24 protein-coding genes are annotated in these 19,775 nt (G+C 69.0%); 12 read left to right on the plus strand and 12 right to left on the minus strand.

Annotated elements, in window-relative coordinates:
• Window positions 1–141: 141 nt before the first annotated feature.
• Complete coding sequence (locus NO876_RS00590) at window positions 142–762, minus strand: transcription antitermination protein (protein ID WP_256419737.1); 621 nt, start codon at window positions 760–762, stop codon at window positions 142–144.
• Between the two features lie 115 nt (window positions 763–877).
• Here NO876_RS00590 and NO876_RS00595 point away from each other — a divergent pair, with 115 nt between their 5' ends.
• Window positions 878–2,437, plus strand: coding sequence for a stage II sporulation protein M (locus NO876_RS00595; RefSeq protein WP_256419738.1), 1,560 nt, complete (start codon window positions 878–880; stop codon window positions 2,435–2,437).
• 181 nt (window positions 2,438–2,618) lie between these two features.
• Here the strand turns inward: NO876_RS00595 and NO876_RS00600 are convergent, their stop codons facing one another.
• The gene (locus tag NO876_RS00600) at window positions 2,619–3,479 is read right to left on the minus strand and encodes a sulfurtransferase (protein ID WP_256419739.1); all 861 of its coding nucleotides are present in this window, start codon (window positions 3,477–3,479) and stop codon (window positions 2,619–2,621) included.
• Between the two features lie 253 nt (window positions 3,480–3,732).
• Here NO876_RS00600 and NO876_RS00605 point away from each other — a divergent pair, with 253 nt between their 5' ends.
• Both NO876_RS00605 and NO876_RS00610 read left to right on the plus strand, forming a co-directional pair.
• Window positions 3,733–4,515 (plus strand): sulfurtransferase, encoded by a 783-nt coding sequence (locus NO876_RS00605; protein ID WP_256419740.1) that lies wholly within the window; start codon window positions 3,733–3,735, stop codon window positions 4,513–4,515.
• A gap of 106 nt (window positions 4,516–4,621) precedes the next feature.
• On the plus strand, window positions 4,622–5,542 hold the full coding sequence (locus NO876_RS00610; RefSeq protein WP_256419741.1) for an MSCRAMM family adhesin SdrC: 921 nt from the start codon (window positions 4,622–4,624) through the stop codon (window positions 5,540–5,542).
• Window positions 5,543–5,578: 36 nt separating this feature from the next.
• Here the strand turns inward: NO876_RS00610 and hisB are convergent, their stop codons facing one another.
• The gene (hisB, locus tag NO876_RS00615; protein ID WP_256419742.1) at window positions 5,579–6,274 is read right to left on the minus strand and encodes an imidazoleglycerol-phosphate dehydratase HisB; all 696 of its coding nucleotides are present in this window, start codon (window positions 6,272–6,274) and stop codon (window positions 5,579–5,581) included.
• 131 nt (window positions 6,275–6,405) lie between these two features.
• Between hisB and hisG the strand changes: the two genes are divergently transcribed.
• Window positions 6,406–7,251, plus strand: a complete 846-nt coding sequence (gene hisG / locus NO876_RS00620; protein ID WP_256419743.1) for an ATP phosphoribosyltransferase — start codon at window positions 6,406–6,408, stop codon at window positions 7,249–7,251.
• Window positions 7,252–7,265: 14 nt separating this feature from the next.
• Here hisG and NO876_RS00625 read toward each other — a convergent pair whose 3' ends face one another.
• Entirely contained in the window at window positions 7,266–7,643 is a 378-nt protein-coding gene (locus NO876_RS00625) for a DUF7473 family protein (protein WP_256419744.1), read from the minus strand.
• Between the two features lie 21 nt (window positions 7,644–7,664).
• A complete protein-coding gene (locus tag NO876_RS00630) occupies window positions 7,665–8,228 on the minus strand; it encodes a TATA-box-binding protein (RefSeq protein ID WP_256419745.1) in 564 nt (187 codons plus the stop codon).
• A 149-nt stretch (window positions 8,229–8,377) separates the two neighbouring features.
• On the opposite strand from NO876_RS00630, the gene NO876_RS00635 reads away from it, so the two are divergent.
• Complete coding sequence (locus tag NO876_RS00635; protein ID WP_256420229.1) at window positions 8,378–9,358, plus strand: methyltransferase domain-containing protein; 981 nt, start codon at window positions 8,378–8,380, stop codon at window positions 9,356–9,358.
• Window positions 9,359–9,376: 18 nt separating this feature from the next.
• Here the strand turns inward: NO876_RS00635 and NO876_RS00640 are convergent, their stop codons facing one another.
• From NO876_RS00640 to NO876_RS00655, 4 genes are all read right to left on the minus strand, one after another.
• Complete coding sequence (locus NO876_RS00640) at window positions 9,377–9,802, minus strand: hypothetical protein (RefSeq protein ID WP_256419746.1); 426 nt, start codon at window positions 9,800–9,802, stop codon at window positions 9,377–9,379.
• 74 nt (window positions 9,803–9,876) lie between these two features.
• Complete coding sequence (locus NO876_RS00645; RefSeq protein ID WP_256419747.1) at window positions 9,877–10,482, minus strand: protein sorting system archaetidylserine decarboxylase; 606 nt, start codon at window positions 10,480–10,482, stop codon at window positions 9,877–9,879.
• 1 nt (window position 10,483) lies between these two features.
• Window positions 10,484–11,578: an AAA family ATPase gene (locus NO876_RS00650; RefSeq protein ID WP_256419748.1), complete on the minus strand. Its 1,095-nt coding sequence runs from the start codon at window positions 11,576–11,578 to the stop codon at window positions 10,484–10,486.
• Between the two features lie 120 nt (window positions 11,579–11,698).
• Entirely contained in the window at window positions 11,699–12,205 is a 507-nt protein-coding gene (locus NO876_RS00655) for an SHOCT domain-containing protein (protein ID WP_256419749.1), read from the minus strand.
• A gap of 144 nt (window positions 12,206–12,349) precedes the next feature.
• On the opposite strand from NO876_RS00655, the gene NO876_RS00660 reads away from it, so the two are divergent.
• From NO876_RS00660 to NO876_RS00675, 4 genes are all read left to right on the plus strand, one after another.
• Window positions 12,350–12,832 carry a metal-dependent transcriptional regulator gene (locus tag NO876_RS00660; protein WP_256419750.1) on the plus strand — a complete coding sequence of 161 codons (483 nt, stop codon included), beginning with the start codon at window positions 12,350–12,352 and terminating at the stop codon, window positions 12,830–12,832.
• Window positions 12,833–12,838: 6 nt separating this feature from the next.
• Window positions 12,839–13,336, plus strand: coding sequence for a molybdopterin-dependent oxidoreductase (locus tag NO876_RS00665; protein ID WP_256419751.1), 498 nt, complete (start codon window positions 12,839–12,841; stop codon window positions 13,334–13,336).
• Between the two features lie 70 nt (window positions 13,337–13,406).
• Entirely contained in the window at window positions 13,407–14,342 is a 936-nt protein-coding gene (gene rnz, locus NO876_RS00670; RefSeq protein WP_256419752.1) for a ribonuclease Z, read from the plus strand.
• 288 nt (window positions 14,343–14,630) lie between these two features.
• Window positions 14,631–16,613 (plus strand): DUF460 domain-containing protein, encoded by a 1,983-nt coding sequence (locus NO876_RS00675; RefSeq protein WP_256419753.1) that lies wholly within the window; start codon window positions 14,631–14,633, stop codon window positions 16,611–16,613.
• 25 nt (window positions 16,614–16,638) lie between these two features.
• Here the strand turns inward: NO876_RS00675 and NO876_RS00680 are convergent, their stop codons facing one another.
• Entirely contained in the window at window positions 16,639–16,956 is a 318-nt protein-coding gene (locus tag NO876_RS00680) for a PLDc N-terminal domain-containing protein (protein ID WP_256419754.1), read from the minus strand.
• 124 nt (window positions 16,957–17,080) lie between these two features.
• Here NO876_RS00680 and NO876_RS00685 point away from each other — a divergent pair, with 124 nt between their 5' ends.
• Window positions 17,081–18,076 (plus strand): tyrosine--tRNA ligase, encoded by a 996-nt coding sequence (locus NO876_RS00685; protein ID WP_256419755.1) that lies wholly within the window; start codon window positions 17,081–17,083, stop codon window positions 18,074–18,076.
• A 110-nt stretch (window positions 18,077–18,186) separates the two neighbouring features.
• A complete protein-coding gene (locus NO876_RS00690) occupies window positions 18,187–18,351 on the plus strand; it encodes a hypothetical protein (protein ID WP_256419756.1) in 165 nt (54 codons plus the stop codon).
• On the opposite strand, the gene hisA is transcribed toward NO876_RS00690, so the two are convergent.
• Entirely contained in the window at window positions 18,323–19,048 is a 726-nt protein-coding gene (hisA, locus tag NO876_RS00695) for a 1-(5-phosphoribosyl)-5-[(5-phosphoribosylamino)methylideneamino]imidazole-4-carboxamide isomerase (RefSeq protein ID WP_256419757.1), read from the minus strand. The genes NO876_RS00690 and hisA overlap by 29 nt on opposite strands.
• 73 nt (window positions 19,049–19,121) lie before the next feature.
• On the minus strand, window positions 19,122–19,352 hold the full coding sequence (locus NO876_RS00700) for a DUF7860 family protein (RefSeq protein WP_256419758.1): 231 nt from the start codon (window positions 19,350–19,352) through the stop codon (window positions 19,122–19,124).
• Window positions 19,353–19,511: 159 nt separating this feature from the next.
• On the opposite strand from NO876_RS00700, the gene NO876_RS00705 reads away from it, so the two are divergent.
• Window positions 19,512–19,772, plus strand: coding sequence for a DUF8151 family protein (locus tag NO876_RS00705; RefSeq protein WP_256419759.1), 261 nt, complete (start codon window positions 19,512–19,514; stop codon window positions 19,770–19,772).
• Window positions 19,773–19,775: the final 3 nt, after the last annotated feature.

Raw genomic sequence — 19,775 nt, forward strand, 5'->3', positions numbered from 1 at the left:
CAGGACCAGTGCGCCGGTATCGGTCACGGCATCCGACCCGACCGTCCGCGTGCTCCGCCGATCCGATGTCTCCGTTCGACCGACACCGCCGTCGCCGACCGGACGTCCCTTCGGGTACTCGAATAAGCCCCCCGAAGCGGCTCAGCAGACGTTCTTCGGCTTGATGCCCATCGATTCGAGCGTCTCGACGTAGTCCTCGTAGGCGGCCTCGATCACCGCGTCGGCGGCCTCGCGGGCGGCCTCCCAGTCCGCTTCGGACGCGCAGGCGTCTTCGAGCGCGTCGGCGACGCGGTCCCGTTCGCTCTCCAAGTCCGAGCGGCGGTCGCGGAAGGCGTCGGCGGCCATCGGGTCGGCGTCGCCGACGAAGAACCCGACCATCTGCCCGGCGTGCTCCAGCGCGACGAGATACCGGCCGAGGAGGCCGCCGAGTCGGGCGGGCGTCGACTCCAGCGTGGCGAGGACATCGTACAGCCGCGGCGCCTCGTCGAGAGCGGGGTCGTCGACGACGTCCGCCGCGTGCTCGCGGGCGGCGTCGGCCAGATCTGCGAACAGGCCGCTCCGTGGCGTCTCCGACTCCGCTTCGCCGACCCACGAATCGAGCGTCTCAGCGAGCGCGAGCGCGTCGTTCGCGGCCGCCCACCGCACGTGCTCGCCGTCCATTTCCCCACCGGTGAGGGCGTACATCGCCTTCGAGGAACCCAGCCGAGAGAAGGCCGTCTCGTGGTCGTCGCGTAGCTCCGCCGCGAGGTCGGATCCGTTCATACCCGTCCCTTCGGCGGCCGATCGCTTGTAGGCATCGACACGGGTCGTTTCGCCCTCACTGGACCACTCCCCGAGGCCCCGAAGGTCTTTGCTCGCGGATCGAGAATTCGTGACCGTGAACCCCTCCACCGCCCTCCGGACCGGCGGCCGGTTGCTCTGGGAGCGATCGACGTCGGTGATCCCGCTGTATCTGCTCGCCTCCGGGCTCTACGGCGTCGCCCGCGTCCCGCTACTCGTTGCCGTGCTGCTCGCTGTCTGGTACCTCGCGGCCGCCGGTCGACTCGAACCGTTCGTCGACGCGCTCCGGGGGCTGGGCGACGGGTCGGCACCGACCGCTCCCGACGCGACCGACGTCGATCAGGTCACCCCTGAACTGAGCGAGGCGATCGTCGGCCTGTTGACGCCCGAAACGATCACGCTCCTCGCCGCGGGCGGATTCCTCGCTCTCGTCCTCGGCGCACTCGCCTCGGCGATCGGCAACGCCGCCGCCGTCAGCGGGCTGTACGGCCTGCTTCGCGACGAGGACGGCGTTCGCGCGGGGGTCGACGGCGCGCGTCGGTACTGGCGTTCGATCCTCGGCGTCAGACTCCTGTTACTCGCTGTGCTCGGGGTCGTCGCCCTCCCGCTCGTCGGCTTCTTCGCGGCTGTCGGGGGCTATCTCACCACCGCGGTGGCGTCCGCGTCGACGACCGGAACGCCGCCGTCGTGGGCGGCGCTGGGGTCCGGCGTGCTCGCGCTCCTGTTCGGCGTCCTCGTCGCCGTACTGCTCCTCGCCGCGGTCTTCGTCCTCTTCGCGTTCGCGGAACAGGCGGTCGTCGTCGACGACGTGGGCGCCGTCGAGGCGGTCCGACGGAGCGTTCGCTTCCCCTTCCACCGACCGTGGGACGCGCTCGGATACGTCGCCGTCGCCTTCGGCGCGCTCGTCGTCTCCGGTTCGGTCGGGAGCTCTGCGGTGGCGTTCGGCGCGCCCCGGGTGACGGCGCTCGTCGGGGCGATACTCCTGCCGCCGGTAGTCGACGGCTTCAAGACCGCCCTGTACGCCGACCTCGAACTCCCGGAGACCGAGCTCTCGCGCCCGGAGGAACGGCTTCGCGCGGCGTTCTGGGGCGGGATCCGGACTGTCGGCGGGTTCGTTCGTGCGCACCCCCTCGCGAACCTCGCGTCGCTCGGCCTCGTCGCGATCGGCGGAATCGCCGGTTGGCGGGCGACGTCGTCGATCGGGCCGCCGATACCGATCGGCGGCGACGTCGGCTCCGTCTTCGGCTCGTTCCCGCTCGGGACGTTCTTCAACCTCGCAGTGAACAATTGGCTGGTGGCGGCCGATCTGGCCTACAGCGGCCTCGCGATCGGGATCCCCGCGGCCGTCGGCCTCGCGTTCAACGGACTCGTCGTCGGTGCGGTCGGCGGCGTCTTCGACCCCGTCGCGTTCGTCGCGCTCGTCGCCCCGCACGGGATCGTCGAGATCCCGGCGATCGTCGTCGGCGGCGCACTGGGCCTCTGGCTGGGCGGTGTCGCTCTCGGCGTCCTACGGGGCCGACGCGACGGCGACGACGTGGCGGCGGCGATCCGACGGACGTACCGGGTGCTGCTCGGACTCGTTCCCCTGTTCGTCTTCGCGGCGTTCGTCGAGGCCTTCCTCACGCCGGCGATCGCGAGCCTCGTGCTCGGCGGGTAGCGCGGCGTCTGTCGCGTGAGCGACGATCGCGCCGTTGAGCGTCTTCGACCCCGTCAGGCACCCGTTCGGGACTCGCTTCGCCCAGCTCTCGATTCGAGGGCGTCAACGGGGGAGGAAAGACGTTCGAAAACAGTTCGGGCGGGGCCAGCGCGTTCAGCGGGGGTCCGACGGTACCGGGTCGTTACTCGCCCGTCTCGATCGGCGCGCCGACGAGGTTGCCCCACTCCGTCCAGGAGCCGTCGTAGTTGACGACCTCGTCGTAGCCGAGCAGTTCGTGGAGCGCGAACCACGCGATCGAGGAGCGCTCGCCGATCCGGCAGTAGGCGACCGTCGTCTCCGAGCCGTCGATTCCCTGGTCGGCGTAGAGTTCGCGCAGTTCCTCGGCGGACTTGAACGTCCCGTCGTCGTTGACGGTCGCCGCCCACGAGATGTTCTCCGCACCGGGGATGTGGCCGCCGCGCTGGGCGGTCTCCTGCAGTCCCGGCGGCGCGAGGATCTCGCCTGAGAACTCCTCGGGCGACCGGACGTCGACGAGCGGCAGTCCCTCGCCGACGGCGTGTTCGACGTCGTCGCGGTACGCGCGGATGGACTCGAACGGTCCCTTCGCGGTGTAGTCGACGGGCGAGAAGTCGGGGACCTCGTCGGTGGTCGGGTAGTCGTTGTCGATCCAGTAGTCGCGTCCGCCGTTCAGGAGTTTGACGTCGTCGTGGCCGTAGTACTTGAACTGCCAGTAGGTGTAGGCGGCGAACCAGTTGGAGTTGTCGCCGTACAGCACCACGGTGGAGTCCTCGGAGATCCCGTGGCTTCCGAGCAGGTCCTCGAAGTCCTCTTTGTCGAGGATGTCGCGGTTCGTCTGGTCCTGGAGCTGGCTCTCCCAGTTGAAGCCGATCGCGCCCGGGGCGTGACTCTCGTCGTACGCCTCGGTGTCGACGTCGACTTCCACCAGTCGATAGCCGGGGTCGTCGCTCTCGAACTCCGCGAGGTTGTCTTCCACCCACTCGGGTGACACGAGCACGTCTTTGGCGTAACCGTCGTCTGTCATTGCAACTCTCTCTATGTGCCCACCCCGTATAATCTTCACATCTACGGCGCGTACTGCCCGTCCTCCCGATATCCAGAAAATATTACCGCATCAGTCGAACCCGACAGAACGCGGCAGTCCCACATCGTACCCACGACCGGGGTACAGCCGCCGGTCCGAGAAATTATGTGCAATATTTTCCTCTTTCTCGGACACCGGGCGAACCAAGGCCGGATCGCTCACGTTGAAGGGTCGGCCGCCGGTACGTCCGTGTATGTACGAACAGGTCGTCGTCTCGGCCGACTGGCTGGCCGGGCGACTCGACGAGGTGCGGGTGATCGACGTCCGCGACGCCTGGGAGTTCGACGGCATCGGCCACGTGCCGGGCGCGGCGAACGTCCCCTTCGCGGCGTTCCGCAGCGAGGCGGGCGACGAGGGGATGCTTCCCGGGAGGGAGACCTGGGAGGCGCTGCTCTCGAACGCGGGCGTCGGCCCCGACGACGACGTCGTCGCCTACGACGACACCCACGGCGTCTTCGCGGCCCGGTTCCTCGTGACGGCCGAGCTGTACGGCCACCCGCCCGAGCGGCTCCACCTCCTCGACGGCGACTTCAGCGCGTGGAACCGCGAGCACGAGACGACGAGCGAGTCGTCGCCGCCGCCGGAGACCGACTACGCGGTCCGCGACCCCGAGCGCTCGCCGCTCGTCGACTACGAGACGGTGCTCGACGCGCTCGACGACGCGGACACCGTGGTCGTCGACACCCGCGATCCGGGGGAGTACGCCGAGGGGCACCTCCCGGGCGCGGTCAACCTCGACTGGCGTGAACTCGTCGACGACGAGACGCGCGGGCTGAAACCCGAGTCGGAACGCAGCGACATCCTCGCCGACGTCGGCGTGACGCCCGACACGCGGGTGATCCTCTACTGCAACACCGCCCGTCGGATCAGCCACACGTACGTCGTCCTGCGCTCGCTCGGCTACGAGAACGTCGGCTTCTACGAGGGGAGCCTGACCGAGTGGACCGAGCGCGGCGGGCCGGTCGAGACGGCGTAGGCGATCGGTTCGTCTGGCTCCGTCCTCGCCGCCGCCGATCGCCCCGTTCCGACCGCTCGGCGACCGGGTCGAATAGTTTTATCCGCGCGCTCGCGGAGACACGACTATGCCGATGCGCCAACTCCGCGCCTGCGACTTCTGCGGCGACGACGCCGCGGGCGTCTACGAGGTGCTCCCGTCGGAACTGTCGCCGACGGAGGCCGAACAGCGTCGGGTCGTGCTCTGTGCGGACTGCCTGGAGACGCTCGAGACCGTCGTCGATCCGCTCTTGAACCGGCTCGGGATCGACGGTGACCCTGACGCCGAACCGACCGCGAAGTCGACGTCACCGGCTGACGGACCGTCCGCGGGGCCGACGGTACGCCCCGGCGACGAGGCCGCGACCGAGGCATCGACGTCACGCGTCGACGAGACACCACGCGCCGACGAGACACCACGCGCCGACGAGACGTCGCCGCCGGCCTCCGCCGACGCGGCGGCTTCCGACGCCCCGAGCACGGCCGACTCGTCGCGTCGGTCCGGCGGTTCCGAGAGATCGAGCGCGTTCAACGCCCCGGAGGGGTTCACCGACATCGCCGAGTCCGACGAGGTCGATCTGGGTGGGTCGCCCGACGGCTCTCCCTCCGATTCGGACGCCAACGGCGTCGCCGACGCCTCACCGGTATCCGGTTCCCCGGACTCCCGAGACGGCACACGGCGCGAGAAGTCCGCGGGGGACACGAGCGAGGATTCTAGCGGTGCCGAGGACACCGCCTCTCCGGACGCACCGGACCGTGAGTCCCCCGACGCCTCGGACCGCGAGGAGACGTTGGGCTCGGGCCGGAACGCGGTCGGTGCGGAGCCCGACGAGTTCCGCACCGTGATGCGCCTGCTCGGTAACCGGGAGTTCCCGATCGGACGGAGCGAGGTCGTCGACCTCGCGGCGGGCGCGTACGACCTCGACGAGACGCACGTCGAGCGGATCGTCGATCACGCGATCGATCGCGGCGTGCTCGCCGACGAGGACGGCACGCTCAGACGGTCCTGAGGACAGACAGCGCAGGGGACGACGGTCGATCGGCGGTCAGAGTTTTCCCTTCGTGCTCGGCGTGTCGCTCCGGCGCGGGTCGACGCGGGTCGCGTCGTCGAGCGAGCGCGCGAGCGCCTTGAACAGCGCCTCGACCTCGTGGTGGGCGTTGACGCCCTTCACTTCCGTGTGCAGCGTCAGGCCCGCGTTCATCGCGAGCGAGTACGCGAAGTGCCGGGCCATGTCGCTCGTGAAGTCGCCGATCCGCTCTTGGGAGAACTCCCCCTCGAAGTCGAAGTGCGGCCGGCCGCTGACGTCGACGACGACCCCCGCGACGGCTTCGTCGAGCGGGACCTTCCGGTCGGCGTAGCGGACGATGCCGCGCTTCTCGCCCAGCGCCTCGGTGAACGCCTCGCCGAGGACGATCGCGACGTCCTCGACGGTGTGGTGGTCGTCGATCTCTAAATCGCCGTCGCAGCGGACCGTCAGGTCGAACAGGCCGTGCTTCGCGAACGCTTCGAGCATGTGGTCGAAGAAGCCGATCCCCGTCTCCACGGCGCTGTCGCCGTCGCCGTCGACGGAGAGCGTCACGTCGATCGTCGTCTCGGCGGTCTCGCGGGAGACCGCCGCGGTCCGGTCGGTTCCGGCTTCCTCGCCGGCGCGTTCGTCGCTCCCGGCGTCGCCGGCTTCCTCGTCAGCGTCTCCGGCTTCCCCGTCAGCACCCCCGGTGACTTCCTCGTCGACGTCGGTCATATCGGCGAATCGACGCCCGTGCGTATGATCGTTGTGCCTCTCGTCTCTCGCTCCCGCTCGGTTCCCGTCCGGTGCTCGCCTCTCCCGTTCGCGAGCGAAAGTGGTACGTCCCGGGCGCGTGAGGTTTCGGTATGCGCATCGCCGTGCCCAACAAGGGCCGCCTGCACGATCCGAGCGTCGACCTGCTGGAACGGGCCGGACTCCACATCGAGAGCGCCGCCGACCGGAAGCTGTACGCCGACACCGTCGACCCCGAGGTGAGCGTGCTGTTCGCCCGCGCGGCCGACATCCCCGAGTACGTCTGGGACGGGGCCGCCGCGGTCGGCATCACCGGCCGGGACCAGGTCGTCGAGTCCGGCCGCGACCTGGTCGAACTCGTCGACCTGGAGTTCGGTCGCTGCCGACTCGTCCTCGCCGCGCCCGAAGACGGCGACATCGCCGATCCGGCCGACGTGGCGGGCAAGAGCGTCGCGACCGAGTTCCCGCGGATCACGCGGGAGTACCTGGAACGCGAGGGGATCGACGCCGACGTCGTCGAGGTCACGGGCGCGACGGAACTGACCCCGCACGTCGAGATGGCCGACGCCATCGTCGATATCACCTCGACGGGGACGACGCTGCGGATGAACCGCCTCGCGATCGTCGACGAGGTGCTCGAATCCTCCGTCCGGCTGTACGCCCACCCCGACCACGCCGACGATCCGAAGGTCGAACAGTTGGTGACCGCCTTCGAGTCGGTGCTGGCCGCGGAGAACAAGCGCTACGTGATGATGAACGTCCCCCGAGAGAGACTCGACGACGTCCGGGAGGTCATCCCCGGCCTCGGCGGTCCGACGGTGATGGACGTCGCCGGCGACGACACCGTGGCGGTGCACGTCGTCGTCGACGAGCGCGACGTCTTCGAGGTCGTCAACGACCTGAAGGCCGTCGGCGCGTCCGGCATTCTCGTCACCGAGATCGAGCGGCTCGTGGAGTAACCGGACGTAGCTTTTCAGGCTGGCGCGCTCGTCGCGAGCGCCCAGATCCCGAAGAGGATCGTCCCCAGGATGACGCTGACGACGAAGTGGATCAGCGTGATGTAGGCGGACAGTCTCCGGGACTCTCCGTAGACGTACGCGATCGCGACGCCGTCGAGGACGAGCGCGGCGAACAGGCCGCCGAACAGGACGGCGTCGCTCTCGGCGAACGTCGCGACCAGGATGCTGACCGCCGCCGGTATCGGCCCGACGAGAAACGCGTTGCGAACGGGGACGTCGCCGAGGACGTTTCGGGCGGCGATGTACGCCGTGATCGAGAGAAAGACGGCGAACGTGGCGAACGTGCCGGCGATGGCGAGCGGGTCGGCGGCGGACTGCAGCGGGACCAACATCTGTGACACGGAAACGACCGATCAGTCGTCGAGGAGACCGAGTTCGCTCAGCCGGGACACGATCACGTCGACGGCCTCGCGGGCGTCGTCGGGCGCCTTTCCGCCGGTGATGACGAGCTTACCCGAGCCGAACAGTAGCGCGACGACGGACGGCTCGTCGAGGCGGTAGACGAGACCGGGGAACTGCTCGGGTTCGTACTCGATGTTCTCGAGTCCGAGCCCGATGGCGATGGCGTTGAGGTTGAGATTTCTACCGAGGTCGGCGGAGGTGACGATGTTCTGAACGGTGATCTCGGGGTCGTCGTCGACGGGGATTTGCAGTTCTCGGAGCTTCTCGAAGACGATGTGGAGGCTCTCGTGGACGTCGTCGGTCGACTTCGCGCCGGTGCAGACGATCTTGCCCGAGCGGAAGATGAGCGCCGCCGACTTCGGGTCCTGCGTCCGATAGACGAGGCCGGGAAACTGCTCGGGATCGTAGTCGGCGCCCTCGAGGTCCATCGCCACGCTCTGGAGGTCGAGCTCCTGACCGATCCCGGTGGAAGCGACGACGTTTTCGATGTTGATCGTGTCCTTGGGGTCGCTCATATATCGACTTAAACGACGTATTTAAGGTTTAAAAAGGTTGGTGCGCGCAACTGCGAGTCCGCGCGCCCGGATTTGCCCCGCAAATACCGACGCTCCGGCCGATCCGATACCCTGATTTGCGACCCCGACGAGGTTCGGCCGTGTACTACCTGGAACTCGCGGGGGCGGCCGGCGACGAGGCGATGGCCGCGCTCGAAGCCGAGCGCGCGGCCGCCTCGGCCGTCTCGCGCGTCGCGCCCGGACTCGCGACCGCCCGCGGCGTGCGGGTCGACCGCGTGCCGACGCTCGCGTACACGCGGCACGTCTCCGAACTCGTCGGGCGGGCGGAGGCGTCCGTCGCCGACGCCGCCGCGGTCCTCACTGCGGCCTCGTTCGACCGGGCGGGCAGCATCGCGGTCCGAGCCCGGAACGTCCGCTCGACGGCCGATGCGAGCACGGCCGAAGCCGAGCGCGAACTCGGCGGCGTGCTCGTCGACCGCGGGTTCTCCGTCGACCTCGACGACCCCGATCACGAACTCCGGGTCTGCTTCTCCGAGGACGTCTGTCTCCTCGGGTGGGCCGTCGCCGAACGCGACGCGGCGTTCGGATCGCGCGCGCCCACGGACCGCCCGTTCTTCCAGCCGGGGAGTATGGCCCCGTTGGACGCCCGCGCGTACGTCAACCTCGCGGCCGGCCCGTCGCTCCCGGACGCGACGGTCCTGGACCCGATGTGCGGTACCGGCGGCCTCCTCATCGAGGCCGGTCTCGTCGGCGCCCGCGGCGTCGGCTCCGACGCCCAGTGGAAGATGGCCCGCGGCGCGGCCGAGAACCTCGATCACTACCTCCCCGACTCCCGCTGGGACGTCGTCCGCGGCGACGCCACGGAGCTCCCCTTCTCCGCCGACGCCGCCGACGCCGTCGTCTTCGACGCGCCCTACGGCCGGCAGTCGAAGATCGCCGGGCACGAACTCGCCGACCTCGTCGGCGGCGCGCTCGCCGAGGCCGCGCGGGTCGCGCCGGCGTGCGTCCTCGTCGCCGACCGCTCCTGGGAGCCGGCGGCCGAAGACGCCGGGTGGACGGTCACGGAGCGGTTCGAACGCCGGGTCCACGGGTCGCTGGTGCGACACGTCCACGTGTTGGACCGGGCGTAACGCCGCGTTCTGGTCCGCTCACCGCGCGAGGACCCACCCGAACAGCAGCGGCGCGACGAGGAGCGTGAGCGGGACGAGGATCCACACCTGTCCGGCCAGGACGTCGTACTGTGCGACCGTCTCGCTCACGGGCGTGCCCTCGACGTGTCCGACGAGGAACTCGAAACCGACGGTGAGCGCGGTCCAGCCGACGCCGACGAGGAGTAATTCGACCCGGGTGTACTCGATCGGCGTGTTCGCGAAGAACAGCCCCGAGACGGTGAGAATCGCGGCGACGAGGAGCACCGTACTGACGACGTGGCCCGCGTACTCACCGATCCGTGGGACGAGGACCACTTCCCTCAACGCGCCGTTCGCGACCGCGAGGACGGCCATCGCGACCCAGACCCCCAGCGGGTACAGGAACACAGATGACCGGACCGATTGCGCTACCGTGAGATGCATCGTGAGGTTCCTCGCGCTCTATAACGCACAGGCGGGAGAAAAACCCGACGTAGAGCGATCGATCACCGACCTCGTCACCGCTCTCGCGCGGCGACGATCGATTCCCCGGCGCGGACCGAATCGCCTTCCTCGACGAGGAGGTCACCGCGGTCGTACGCCGGCGGCAGGAGGACGTCCGCTCGGGAACCGAAGTCGATGTGACCGATTCGCTGGGCGCGGTCGAGGTCGTCGCCCGCCTCGACGTACGGATGGATCCGCCGGGCGAACGCGCCGGCGATGAGCGAGAGCTCGGCCGGCCCTCCGTCGGTCCCGACGTCGATGTCGACGCGTTCGTTCCGCTCCGATTCCTTCGAGAACGCCGGCAGGTGCTTTCCCGGTCGGTGAGTGACGCGCTCGACGCGGCCCTCGAACGGCGCGCGGTTCACGTGGACGTCGGTGACGTTCATGAACACTCCCACCCGGAGCTGGTCGCCCTCCTCGCGGACGACCGAGACGCGCCCGTCGGCCGGCGAGACGGCTCCCGGACCGGAGGGCCGACGCTCGGGATCGCGGAAGAACCACGCGACGAAGCCGCCGGCTGCGAGGGCGACGAGGGCGAGCGGCGGGGCGACGAGGGCGAGCGCCGCGGCGGCCGCGAACGCCGGCACCGCGAACCGCCGAGCGCCGGGGGCGAAGCGCATCTCAGGCGAACGCCTCCCCGTCGAGTTCCGACTGGCCGCCGGCCCACGCCGCCAGCAGGTGCGTGAGGTGGAGCCGGCCGTCGTTGCCCTCCGCGAGGTCGAGGTCCACGGTCCCGGCGAGTCGGTGCAGGCGGACGAGGTTGGCCTCGCCGAACTCCTCGGGGTAGGTGTCGGCGACGCGGAGCAGTTCCGAGAGCAGTTCCTGGCCGCCGAACCCCTCGTCGTCGAGCAGCGAGGTCAGTCGTTTTCGCGCGTCGCGGATCTCGCCGGCCGCCGCGCCGTCGAGGACCTTCTTCAGCGCGTCGTCGTGGCCCGCCTCCGAGAGCGCCGTCTGCGCCGAGTCGACCGTGATCGCGCCGTCGCCCTCGACGGCGGCGTGCTGGGCGGCCAGGACCGCATAGCGGAGATCGCCGTCGGCCTTCGAGGCGACGAGGTTCAGCGCCATCGGCTCCGTCTCGACCGCCTCGGCGTCGGCGACGTTCGCGAGCACCGCCTCGATCTCGTCGGTCGTCGGCGCGCGGACCGGGACCGGGAAGCACCGCGAGCGGATCGGCGGGATGAGCTTCGAGGGCTGCCGCGTCGTGATCACGAACTGCGTGCTCCGGTGGTACTGCTCCATCACGCGCCGAAGCGCCTGCTGGAAGTCCTCGCGGATGGTCTCGGCGTTGTCGAGCAGGACGGTCTTGTACGTCCCCGACGCGGGCCGGTAAGACGAGAGCTCCTGCATCACGTGCGAGATCATGTCGCGCTTGGACCACTCGCGCTTGTACTTGTTCCCCTTCCCGCCGCGGCGGTACTGCTTCGAGAACTCGGTCTGCCCCTGGAGGAACCGGGAGAACCGGGGATCCTCGCGGATCTCCTTCTTGCTCCGGTCGAAGAAGTCCGCGACGTTGATCTCGATCAGATCGGCGTCGGGATCCTCGTGCGCCTCCCGCGCCAGCGCGCGCACCGCGGCCGTCTTCCCGACGCCCGCCGGTCCCTGTACGACCAGGTTCATCGGTTCGTCGACGGTGCGGCCGAGTCGCTCTCGGACCTCCGCCTGCGGCAGTTCCGCGAGCGACGGCGCGTGTTTCTCGGTCCACAGGGGCGCGTCCATTGTCGTCGGGTAATCGACGGGCGGATAAGAAACTCTCCCTCCGCGCGTGCGGTCAACCGCGGCACGATACCCGGCCCGGTGAGCGGTGTCGAGTTCGAAACCGACGCCGAGACCGGCGAACTACCGCGCTTCTCCGGTCTCGCGCTGGGTCCGTTTTCGCTCGTCCCGGTTGCTGTCCGGTCGGAGTCGCTCGCGTTCGACTCGCTCGCGGGCTTTCTCCGGCGTGTCGGTTTCGAGCAGGACTTCGAGTTTCCGCTCGAACTGCTCCTCCGAGAGATCGCCGCGCGCGTACCGATCGCGGAGGCGCGCGAGGGCCTCGTCGACGTCGTCGGTGCCGCTTCGATCGGCATCCGCCCGTTCCGACTGCGCGGCGTTTCGACTCCCGCGACGAGCGGGGTCCGTTCCCGCCGTCCGCCTCCGAAGGAGCGACACGAGGGGAACGACCACCGCGTAGCCGATGGCGAAGATGATCCAGAAGTCGATCGCTGCGAGGACCGGGAGGCCGAAGAGCGAGCCGAGGCCGGCACCGAGAACCAACAGCGCGACCGCTCCGACGACGGGGTCGTCAGGTTCGGCGAGGCCCTCGTCCCACCACCGATCCGATCGGGGGCGTCCGCTGCCGTTCATACAGGTTGTCTCCGGCGGGAACGGCAAAAAGATGCGCCGTCGTTCGGAACTGCAGGGGCGTTCCCGTCGCCGAATGCGGACCGACGGGTCGAGCGAACTCGTTCGGGGCTCGACTTTCCGGTGTCGGTGTCGAACCGATCGGTGATGGCTGCGACGAAATCCACAGTGACGCGGTGTGAGTGTTCGCACCCCGGTGACTGTGTCTCCCGCCGCGCCGGTCGGTACCTAACTGTCGTCTACCGGCTCTTGTCGGACGGACCTGACCGAGTCGGCACGGGCGAGGTCAGCGCCCGGCTGGACGTGTCGCCGGCGTCGGCCACCGAGATGTTCGATCGCCTGGCGACGGACGCGCTCGTCGACTACGAGAAGCACGACGGTGTCCGGCTGACGCACCGCGGGACCGAGGTCGCCCGGGAACTCGCGTGGCGACAGTGCGCCGTCCGTGCGTTCTTCGCGACGGAACTGGATCTCGAATTTGACGCCGAGACGAGCTATCGCTTCGGCTACGTCCTCCCCGCGAGCGGGGTCGAGACGCTGTGTGAACTCACCGACCACGGGCCCGTCGACTGCGCCGGCGTCGGTCCGTCCTCCCCGAGGAAGTGTCTATACGGGGCGAGCGCGAACTGACCCGCGATGAGTGACCTCGAAACCCACGACGTGCCCGAGGACGTCGACGCCGACGCGTGGAGACTCGGCGTCACCGGTGCGGTTGGACGGGAAATGGACGCCGACGTCGCCGACTTGGCGACGCTCCCCACGGAGACGTTCACGGCCGATTTCTCGTGCGTCGAGGGATGGGTCGCCGAAGACCTCACGTGGCGCGGGGTCCGCGTCGGCGACCTCCTCGAACGGGCCGGACCGACCGCGGCAGCCACGCACGCGCTAGTCCGTGCGATGGACGGCGCGTACGCGTGCTCGTTCCCGCTGGAACGCCTCTCGGAGGCCGTCCTCGCGATCGAACTCGACGGCGCTCCGCTTCCCATCGAGCACGGCGGCCCGGCGCGTCTCGTCCCCACCGGTGCGGCGGACTGCTGGGAGAGCGTGAAGTGGGTCGCGGAGATCGAACTCGTCGACTCGCCGCCCGGCGACGACGACACCGCGAAGTCCATCGCGCTCTCGCGGGTCGAGTGAGTCCCGTCTCGCTCTTCCGCTGGACGGTGTGTTCCGACACGCGTTTACCCGACCGCCACGCAGGACGGGTATGTCGATGCGCGTGACGTTCCTCGGGACGGGCGGGGCCGTACCGACGACCCAGCGAGGGCCGAGTGCGTTCCTCGTCGAACGCGAGGGCGAGCGGCTGCTGTTCGACTGCGGCGAGGGGACCCAGCGGCAGATGATGCGGTTCGGGACCGGCTTTTCCGTCTCTCACCTGTTCGTCACGCACCTCCACGGCGACCACGTCCTCGGAATTCCGGGACTGGTCCAGACGATGGACTTCAACGACCGCGAGGAACCGCTCGCGATCCACGGCCCGCCGGGATCGAAGGGACACCTCAAGAACCTCGTCGAGGCCGGCGGCTACCGGCCGGACTTCCCGCTCACCGTTCGCGAGGTCCGACCCGGCGCCGTCGCGCTCGACGCCGACGACTACGAGGTCCGGACGTTCGCGACCGAGCACCGGAACGTCAGCTCGGTCGGGTACGCGCTCGTCGAGGACGACAGGCGCGGTCGCTTCGACCGGGAGAAAGCCGAAGAGCTGGGCGTGCCCGTCGGACCGAAGTTCGGCCGCCTCCACGACGGCGAGGCCGTCGAACTGCCGGACGGAACGGTCGTCGAGCCCGATGAGGTCGTCGGCGACGACCGTCCGGGCCGGCGATTCGTCTACACGGGCGACACGCGACCAGTAGACGCCACCGTCGACGTCGTCGACGCGCCGGATCTGCTCGTCCACGACGCCACCTTCGGGGACGAATGGGACGACCGGGCACGCCAGACCGGTCACTCGACGGGGCGAGAAGCGGCCGAGATCGCGAACCGCGCGGGCGCGAAGCGACTCGCGCTCACGCACATCTCCTCGCGGTACGCCGCCGACGCCTCGCCGATCGAACGCGAGGCCAGAGAGGCGTTCGACGGCGAGGCGGCGTTCGTCCCCGACGACGGCCGGGAAGTCGACGTTCCGTACCCCGACGACGAGTGAGTCCGTCGCCGCCGCGGCGATACGGCCCCGCTACGGCCATCGTGCGGTCAGCGAACAGTCGGCACGGTCGCAATCGCCGCTGACTGCGTTCCCCACGTCGGTGTGCCGAGCAACCGCGTGTCGACGCAGGGTGACTTTCAGATCACGCGGCCTCTGGCCTCCCGATGGTATATAAACGATCGCCGGCGCGTGCGGGTCACCCGACCCACAGACTGTCGACGCCCTCCGACGTGGGACTGTCGACGCTCTCGGCGTGGAATATATATCCGCACGCGACCAAACAGAGTTGTGAACGACCGGACGAGCGCCCTCGACTCCCTCGTCTTCGGCGTGGACATCCAGAGCGGTGACGTCCGCGGCGACGCGCCTTCCTACGCCCTCGTGGCCTTCGACGGCGAGCACGTCGACCGCGACGTCGTCTCCCACCGAAAGCTCCGACGACTGCTCGACCGCGAGGAGCCCGCGATGCTCGCGACGGACAACATGTACGAACTCGCGGCCGACAAGGACGCGCTCGTCCACTTTCTCCGGTCCCTTCCGGCGGGGACGAAACTGGTGCAGGTGACCGGCGCGGAGCGCCCGGAACCGCTCTCGCGGGTCGCCTCCAGACACGGCGTGCCATACGGCAAGAAGCCGATGAAAGAGGCCGAGGCGGCCGCTCGGCTCGCGGCCGCCAACGTCGGTTACGAGGTGTCCGCCTTCGGCGACACGACCTCCGTGAAGGTGTCCCGCGGGCGCTCGACCGGCAAGGGCGGCTGGAGCCAGGACCGCTACACCAGACGGATCCACGGCTCGGTGAAGCGGCGCGCCCGCGAGGTGAAAGAGCGGTTGAAGCAGGCCGACCTGGAGTTCGAAACCGACGTGACAGAGAAGTACGGCGGCTACTCGAACGCCGTCTTCACCGTCGAAGCGCCGCCGACGGACCTCCCCGTCTCGGAGGGACGCTCCGGCGACACGCGGATCGAGATCGAGCGCGAGCGCTACGACGGCATCGAGTTCGAACCGCTGGTCAAGCGTCGCGACCACGTCGTCGTCGGCATCGACCCCGGGACGACGACGGCCGCGGCGGTCGTGAGCCTCGACGGGCAGGTCCTCGACGTCTACTCGACGCGGACGGCCGACACCGCCGACGTGATCGAGTGGCTGATCGAGCGCGGCCGGCCGATCGTCGTCGCGGCCGACGTGACGCCGATACCGGAGACCGTCGAGAAGTTCCGCCGGAGCTTCGACGCCGCCGGTTGGACGCCGAACTCGGACCTCCCGGTCGACGAGAAGCTCCACCGCACGCGCGATGCGGCCTACGAGAACGACCACCAGCGGGACGCGCTCGCGGCGGCGCTGTTCGCGCTCGACGACCACGAGGACCAGATCGAGCGGATCTCACAGAAGGTGCCGGTGGACGTCGAGCGCGGCGAGGTGATCTCCCGCGTCGTCGCCGGCGAGGAGTCCGTCGAGGCGGTCCTCCGCGACCTGGACGACGACGAGGAGCGCGAGGCGGACGACTCCGAGCACGAGGAGCGCGAACTCACGGCCGAGGAGAAGGAGATCCGGCGGCTTCGCGAGCGCGTCGACCGCCTCGAGTCCCACGTCGACGACCTCGACGAGACGATCGACGACCGCGAGGAGACCATCGAGGAGTACGAGGAGAAACTCTCCGAGGCGAAGCGCGAGGAGCGCCGGCAGGCCAGAGAGCGCCGCGAGGTCAAGCGGCTCGAACGCGAGAACGACCGGCTGGAGCGGCGCGTCGAGTCGCTGGAGGACGAGAACGAGGAACTCGACGAGAAGCTGGAGCGGCTGAAACGCCTCTGGAAGCTCGATCACTCGAACTTCGCCGACGTCGACACCGACGGCGACCTCGTGTCGGTGAAGGTGATCGAGCAGTTCACCCGCGACGCCATCGAGACGGCCGACGAGGAGTACGGACTCGCCGCCGGCGACGTGGTCTACCTCCGGGACGCCTCGGGAGCGGGCCGCTCGACTGCCGAGCGCCTCGCGGAGATCGATCCGCGGGTCGTCCTCCGGTCGGGTGGCAACCTTTCGGAGGTCGCCGACCGGATCCTCTTCGAGCACGACATCCCCGTCTCGCCGGCAGACGGCGTCGCGATCCAGGAGGTCGACGAACTCGCCGTCGCCAGCGAGGACGACGTCGAGGCGGCGATCGATGACTGGAAGCGTCGGGCCGAGGAGCGACAGAAGGAGCGGAAGGCGTCGATGGTCGATCAGATCATCTCCGAGCACCGCGCGGAGACGCGAGGTGGGGGCCGATCGTGAGGCGCTGCGTTTCGCCCGCCCGGCCTCACCGAACGCCGGCGTTCGCGCCCGCCTCGTAGGGGGCGTCTGGCCGACCGAGGAAGTAGTACGCGACGAACCCGACGAACGGGAGGAAGAAGCAGATGCCCGTCCAGCCGACCGCCGAGTCGCTCCCGCGACCGGTCGCGTCGATGTAGACCCACCCCGGCAGCGCGACGTGCGCGACGAGAAAGTAGATCGCGAAGCCGGCGAAGTACGCGAACGTCGCGACGTCGCTGACGACGATCCACATCACCACGAGGGGGAGAAACGCCACCGCGACGAGTCCCACGAGGACGACGAACGGCGAACGGGTCGTTGCCATCGGCGATCCGTTGGGACCGCGCGGGTATGACGCTTTCCAGTGCGTGCGAGTCGGACACGTCTAACTGCTCTCGCGACGGCGACATCCCAGAAGTCATATGCCGACGTCGTGATTTCCCTCCAGTATGGACGCCTACGACCTGATCACCCGGAACGTCTCCGAGGTGGTCACCGAGGAGGAAGTGCGTGCGCTAGCCGAATCCCCCGACGGAAAGCGGGCGTACGTCGGCTACGAGCCCTCCGGCGTCCTCCACATCGGCCACATGCTGACCGCGAACAAACTGATCGAACTGCAGGAGGCCGGCTTCGATGTCGTGGTCCTCTTAGCCGACGTCCACGCCTACCTCAACGGCAAGGGGACGTTCGAGGAGATCCGCGAGACCGCGACGCGGATGCAGGAGCAGTTCGTCGCCTACGGCCTCGAGGAGTCCCAGACGGAGTTCGTCCTTGGATCCCAGTTCCAACTCGACGAGGAGTACGTCCTCGACCTGCACGCCCTGGAACTGGAGACGTCGCTGTCGCGGGCGTCCCGCGCGATGGCCGAGATCGCCGGCGACGGGGCCGCGACGGTCGCGCAGGCGGTCTACCCGCTGATGCAGGCGCTCGACATCGTCTACCTCGACGTCGACCTCGCGATCGGCGGGATGGAACAGCGGAAGGTCCACATGCTCGCCCGCGACACGCTGCCGAGCATCGAGGCGGACTCGCCGACCTGTCTCCACACGCCGCTGATCGCCGATCTGACGACCGGCGTCGGCAAGATGTCGAGTTCCGAGGGACTCTCCATCTCGATGGAGGACTCCGAGTCGGAGGTCGAGGAGAAAGTCAACAAGGCGTACTGCCCGCCGACGGCCGATCCCGATCCGACGGACGAGGGCGAGGAGCGGGAGAACCCCGTCCTCCAGATCTTCGAGTACCACGTCTTCCCGCGGTTCGGCGAGGTCGTCGTCGAGCGCCCCGAACAGTACGGCGGCGACCTGGCCTACGAGACCTACGGGGCCCTCGAAGCCGACCTCGAATCCGGCGAACTCCACCCCGCGGACGCGAAGGGCGCGCTCGCGACCTACCTGAACGACCTCATCGAACCCGGCCGCGAGAAGATCCGACAGCGGCGAGGCTGATGCGCCCGCAGTCACGACGGCTGGACTGAGATGCGTCGGATCGGCACGACGTCTGACGACCGTCTTGCGGAGATTGATACTGTTGCCCCGAAATCACGTGTACGATGGGTATGAAGGGAATCGCACTGGGGGCGTACGCGCTCTGCCTCGGGGGGCTCTTCCTGTTCTCGGAGTCGGGCGTCACGACCGGGTTCGGGGTCGCGCTCATCGCGATCACCTGGATCGCGGTCTTCTCCCGGTACCGGCTCAAACGCGCATCGCGGCAGCGAGGGTGAACGCCCCCTCGTAGAGCGCGGTTCCGACCACGACAGCCGCCGCACCGGCGTCCCTCAGCGCCCGGATGTCGTCGAGAGAGGCGACGCCTCCAGAGGCGACCACCGGGATGTCGACCGCCTCGACGACGCGCTTCGTCACGTCCGTCTGGACGCCCTCCTGCTTCCCTTCGACGTCGACGTCAGTGAAGAGGATCGATCCCGCGCCCAGTTCTTCGTACCTGCTGGCGGCCTCTGCGGGGTCGAGTCCGGTCCCTTCGGTCCACCCGGAGACGACGACCTCGCCGCCTTTCGCGTCGAGGCTCACCATCACCCGACCGGGGTAGTCCTCGGATACCTCCGCGACCAGATCCGGATTCTCGACGGCCGCCGTTCCGAGGATCACCCGCTCGACGCCGCGGTCGAGCAGGTCGGTCGCGTCGTCGGCGGTTCGAATCCCACCGCCGAGTTGCACCGGGACGTCGACGGCGTCGACGACGGCCTCCACGGCGTCGGCGTTCCCGCGGTCGCCCTCGAAGGCCCCGTCGAGGTCGACGAGGTGCAGCGTCTCCGCGCCGGCGTCGACCCAGCGCTCGGCGGCCGCGACGGGGTCGCCGTAGCGCTTCTCGGTGCCGCGTTCGCCCTGCACGAGCTGGACTACCTCCCCGTCCTGCATGTCGACGGCGGGCACGACCTCGAAGTCGGGAAACGGATCGCTCATAGTCTATCGTCGTCTGCCAGGCGGCCTAAAGTCTCCGGAGCGTCACCACGGAAGCGGCGTGAACGACCCCCGATCACTCCGTCAGCGGCAGCAGAATCCCAAACACGAACGGGGACAGTAGTGCGAGGCCTATCCCGGCCCACTCGGCGTCCACGAGCAGTGCGTGTTCCCAGGCTGGGACCGCCGTTCCTGTCGCCGCGAGCGCGAACTCGCCGAGCGCGCCCAGCGCGAACAGCCCGATTCCGAGGAGGAAACTCCGCTTCGTCAGCGTCGTATACTCTATATCGCCGTACCGTCCTGCCATATTGCCTGACGCGCTGCCGACGAATAATACAATTTCGCTTGCGGAATCGACGGCTGAGTGGCGGTCGATCTGCGGAACCGACACAGCGGCGGAGTAGCGGTGACCGTCCACCTCGATCGGACCGAAAGAATCTCAGTATTCCTTCCAGTACCGATGGCTATGGCGGCGGCACTACTCGAACTCCTCCCGATGTTCCTCGAACTCTTCGTGTTCAGTCTTGGCGCGGTCGGGCTCTCGCTCACCGGCGCGTACGTCGAGCGCTTTGCCGTCGCGACCGCCCAGCACGGGCAACCGCTGCTTGCGCTCTGGGCGGCCGTGATGGGAGCCGTCGCGCTCTACTTCGCGTATTCGCTCGCGATCGGTAGGGTCGCCCCGACGCTCGCCGAACTCGCCGATCACTCGTCTCCGCCGACCGAGTGACAC

This window comes from Halobellus rarus (assembly GCF_024494595.1).
In the GTDB taxonomy this organism is placed as follows: domain Archaea; phylum Halobacteriota; class Halobacteria; order Halobacteriales; family Haloferacaceae; genus Haloquadratum; species Haloquadratum rarum.

What these genes read in the sequence shown, in the direction of transcription:
- rnz (WP_256419752.1), top strand. Translation starts at nt 13,407, where the DNA reads ATGTCGATGCGCGTGACGTTCCTCGGGACGGGCGGGGCCGTACCGACG.
- NO876_RS00645 (WP_256419747.1), bottom strand. Translation starts at nt 10,482, where the DNA reads ATGCGCTTCGCCCCCGGCGCTCGGCGGTTCGCGGTGCCGGCGTTCGCG.
- NO876_RS00660 (WP_256419750.1), top strand. Translation starts at nt 12,350, where the DNA reads ATGGCTGCGACGAAATCCACAGTGACGCGGTGTGAGTGTTCGCACCCC.
- NO876_RS00610 (WP_256419741.1), top strand. Translation starts at nt 4,622, where the DNA reads ATGCCGATGCGCCAACTCCGCGCCTGCGACTTCTGCGGCGACGACGCC.
- NO876_RS00655 (WP_256419749.1), bottom strand. Translation starts at nt 12,205, where the DNA reads ATGAACGGCAGCGGACGCCCCCGATCGGATCGGTGGTGGGACGAGGGC.
- NO876_RS00690 (WP_256419756.1), top strand. Translation starts at nt 18,187, where the DNA reads ATGAAGGGAATCGCACTGGGGGCGTACGCGCTCTGCCTCGGGGGGCTC.
- NO876_RS00650 (WP_256419748.1), bottom strand. Translation starts at nt 11,578, where the DNA reads ATGGACGCGCCCCTGTGGACCGAGAAACACGCGCCGTCGCTCGCGGAA.
- NO876_RS00665 (WP_256419751.1), top strand. Translation starts at nt 12,839, where the DNA reads ATGAGTGACCTCGAAACCCACGACGTGCCCGAGGACGTCGACGCCGAC.
- NO876_RS00700 (WP_256419758.1), bottom strand. Translation starts at nt 19,352, where the DNA reads ATGGCAGGACGGTACGGCGATATAGAGTATACGACGCTGACGAAGCGG.
- hisG (WP_256419743.1), top strand. Translation starts at nt 6,406, where the DNA reads ATGCGCATCGCCGTGCCCAACAAGGGCCGCCTGCACGATCCGAGCGTC.
- NO876_RS00590 (WP_256419737.1), bottom strand. Translation starts at nt 762, where the DNA reads ATGAACGGATCCGACCTCGCGGCGGAGCTACGCGACGACCACGAGACG.
- NO876_RS00680 (WP_256419754.1), bottom strand. Translation starts at nt 16,956, where the DNA reads ATGGCAACGACCCGTTCGCCGTTCGTCGTCCTCGTGGGACTCGTCGCG.
- NO876_RS00605 (WP_256419740.1), top strand. Translation starts at nt 3,733, where the DNA reads ATGTACGAACAGGTCGTCGTCTCGGCCGACTGGCTGGCCGGGCGACTC.
- hisB (WP_256419742.1), bottom strand. Translation starts at nt 6,274, where the DNA reads ATGACCGACGTCGACGAGGAAGTCACCGGGGGTGCTGACGGGGAAGCC.
- NO876_RS00630 (WP_256419745.1), bottom strand. Translation starts at nt 8,228, where the DNA reads ATGAGCGACCCCAAGGACACGATCAACATCGAAAACGTCGTCGCTTCC.
- NO876_RS00640 (WP_256419746.1), bottom strand. Translation starts at nt 9,802, where the DNA reads ATGCATCTCACGGTAGCGCAATCGGTCCGGTCATCTGTGTTCCTGTAC.
- NO876_RS00705 (WP_256419759.1), top strand. Translation starts at nt 19,512, where the DNA reads ATGGCGGCGGCACTACTCGAACTCCTCCCGATGTTCCTCGAACTCTTC.
- NO876_RS00600 (WP_256419739.1), bottom strand. Translation starts at nt 3,479, where the DNA reads ATGACAGACGACGGTTACGCCAAAGACGTGCTCGTGTCACCCGAGTGG.
- hisA (WP_256419757.1), bottom strand. Translation starts at nt 19,048, where the DNA reads ATGAGCGATCCGTTTCCCGACTTCGAGGTCGTGCCCGCCGTCGACATG.
- NO876_RS00625 (WP_256419744.1), bottom strand. Translation starts at nt 7,643, where the DNA reads ATGTTGGTCCCGCTGCAGTCCGCCGCCGACCCGCTCGCCATCGCCGGC.
- NO876_RS00685 (WP_256419755.1), top strand. Translation starts at nt 17,081, where the DNA reads ATGGACGCCTACGACCTGATCACCCGGAACGTCTCCGAGGTGGTCACC.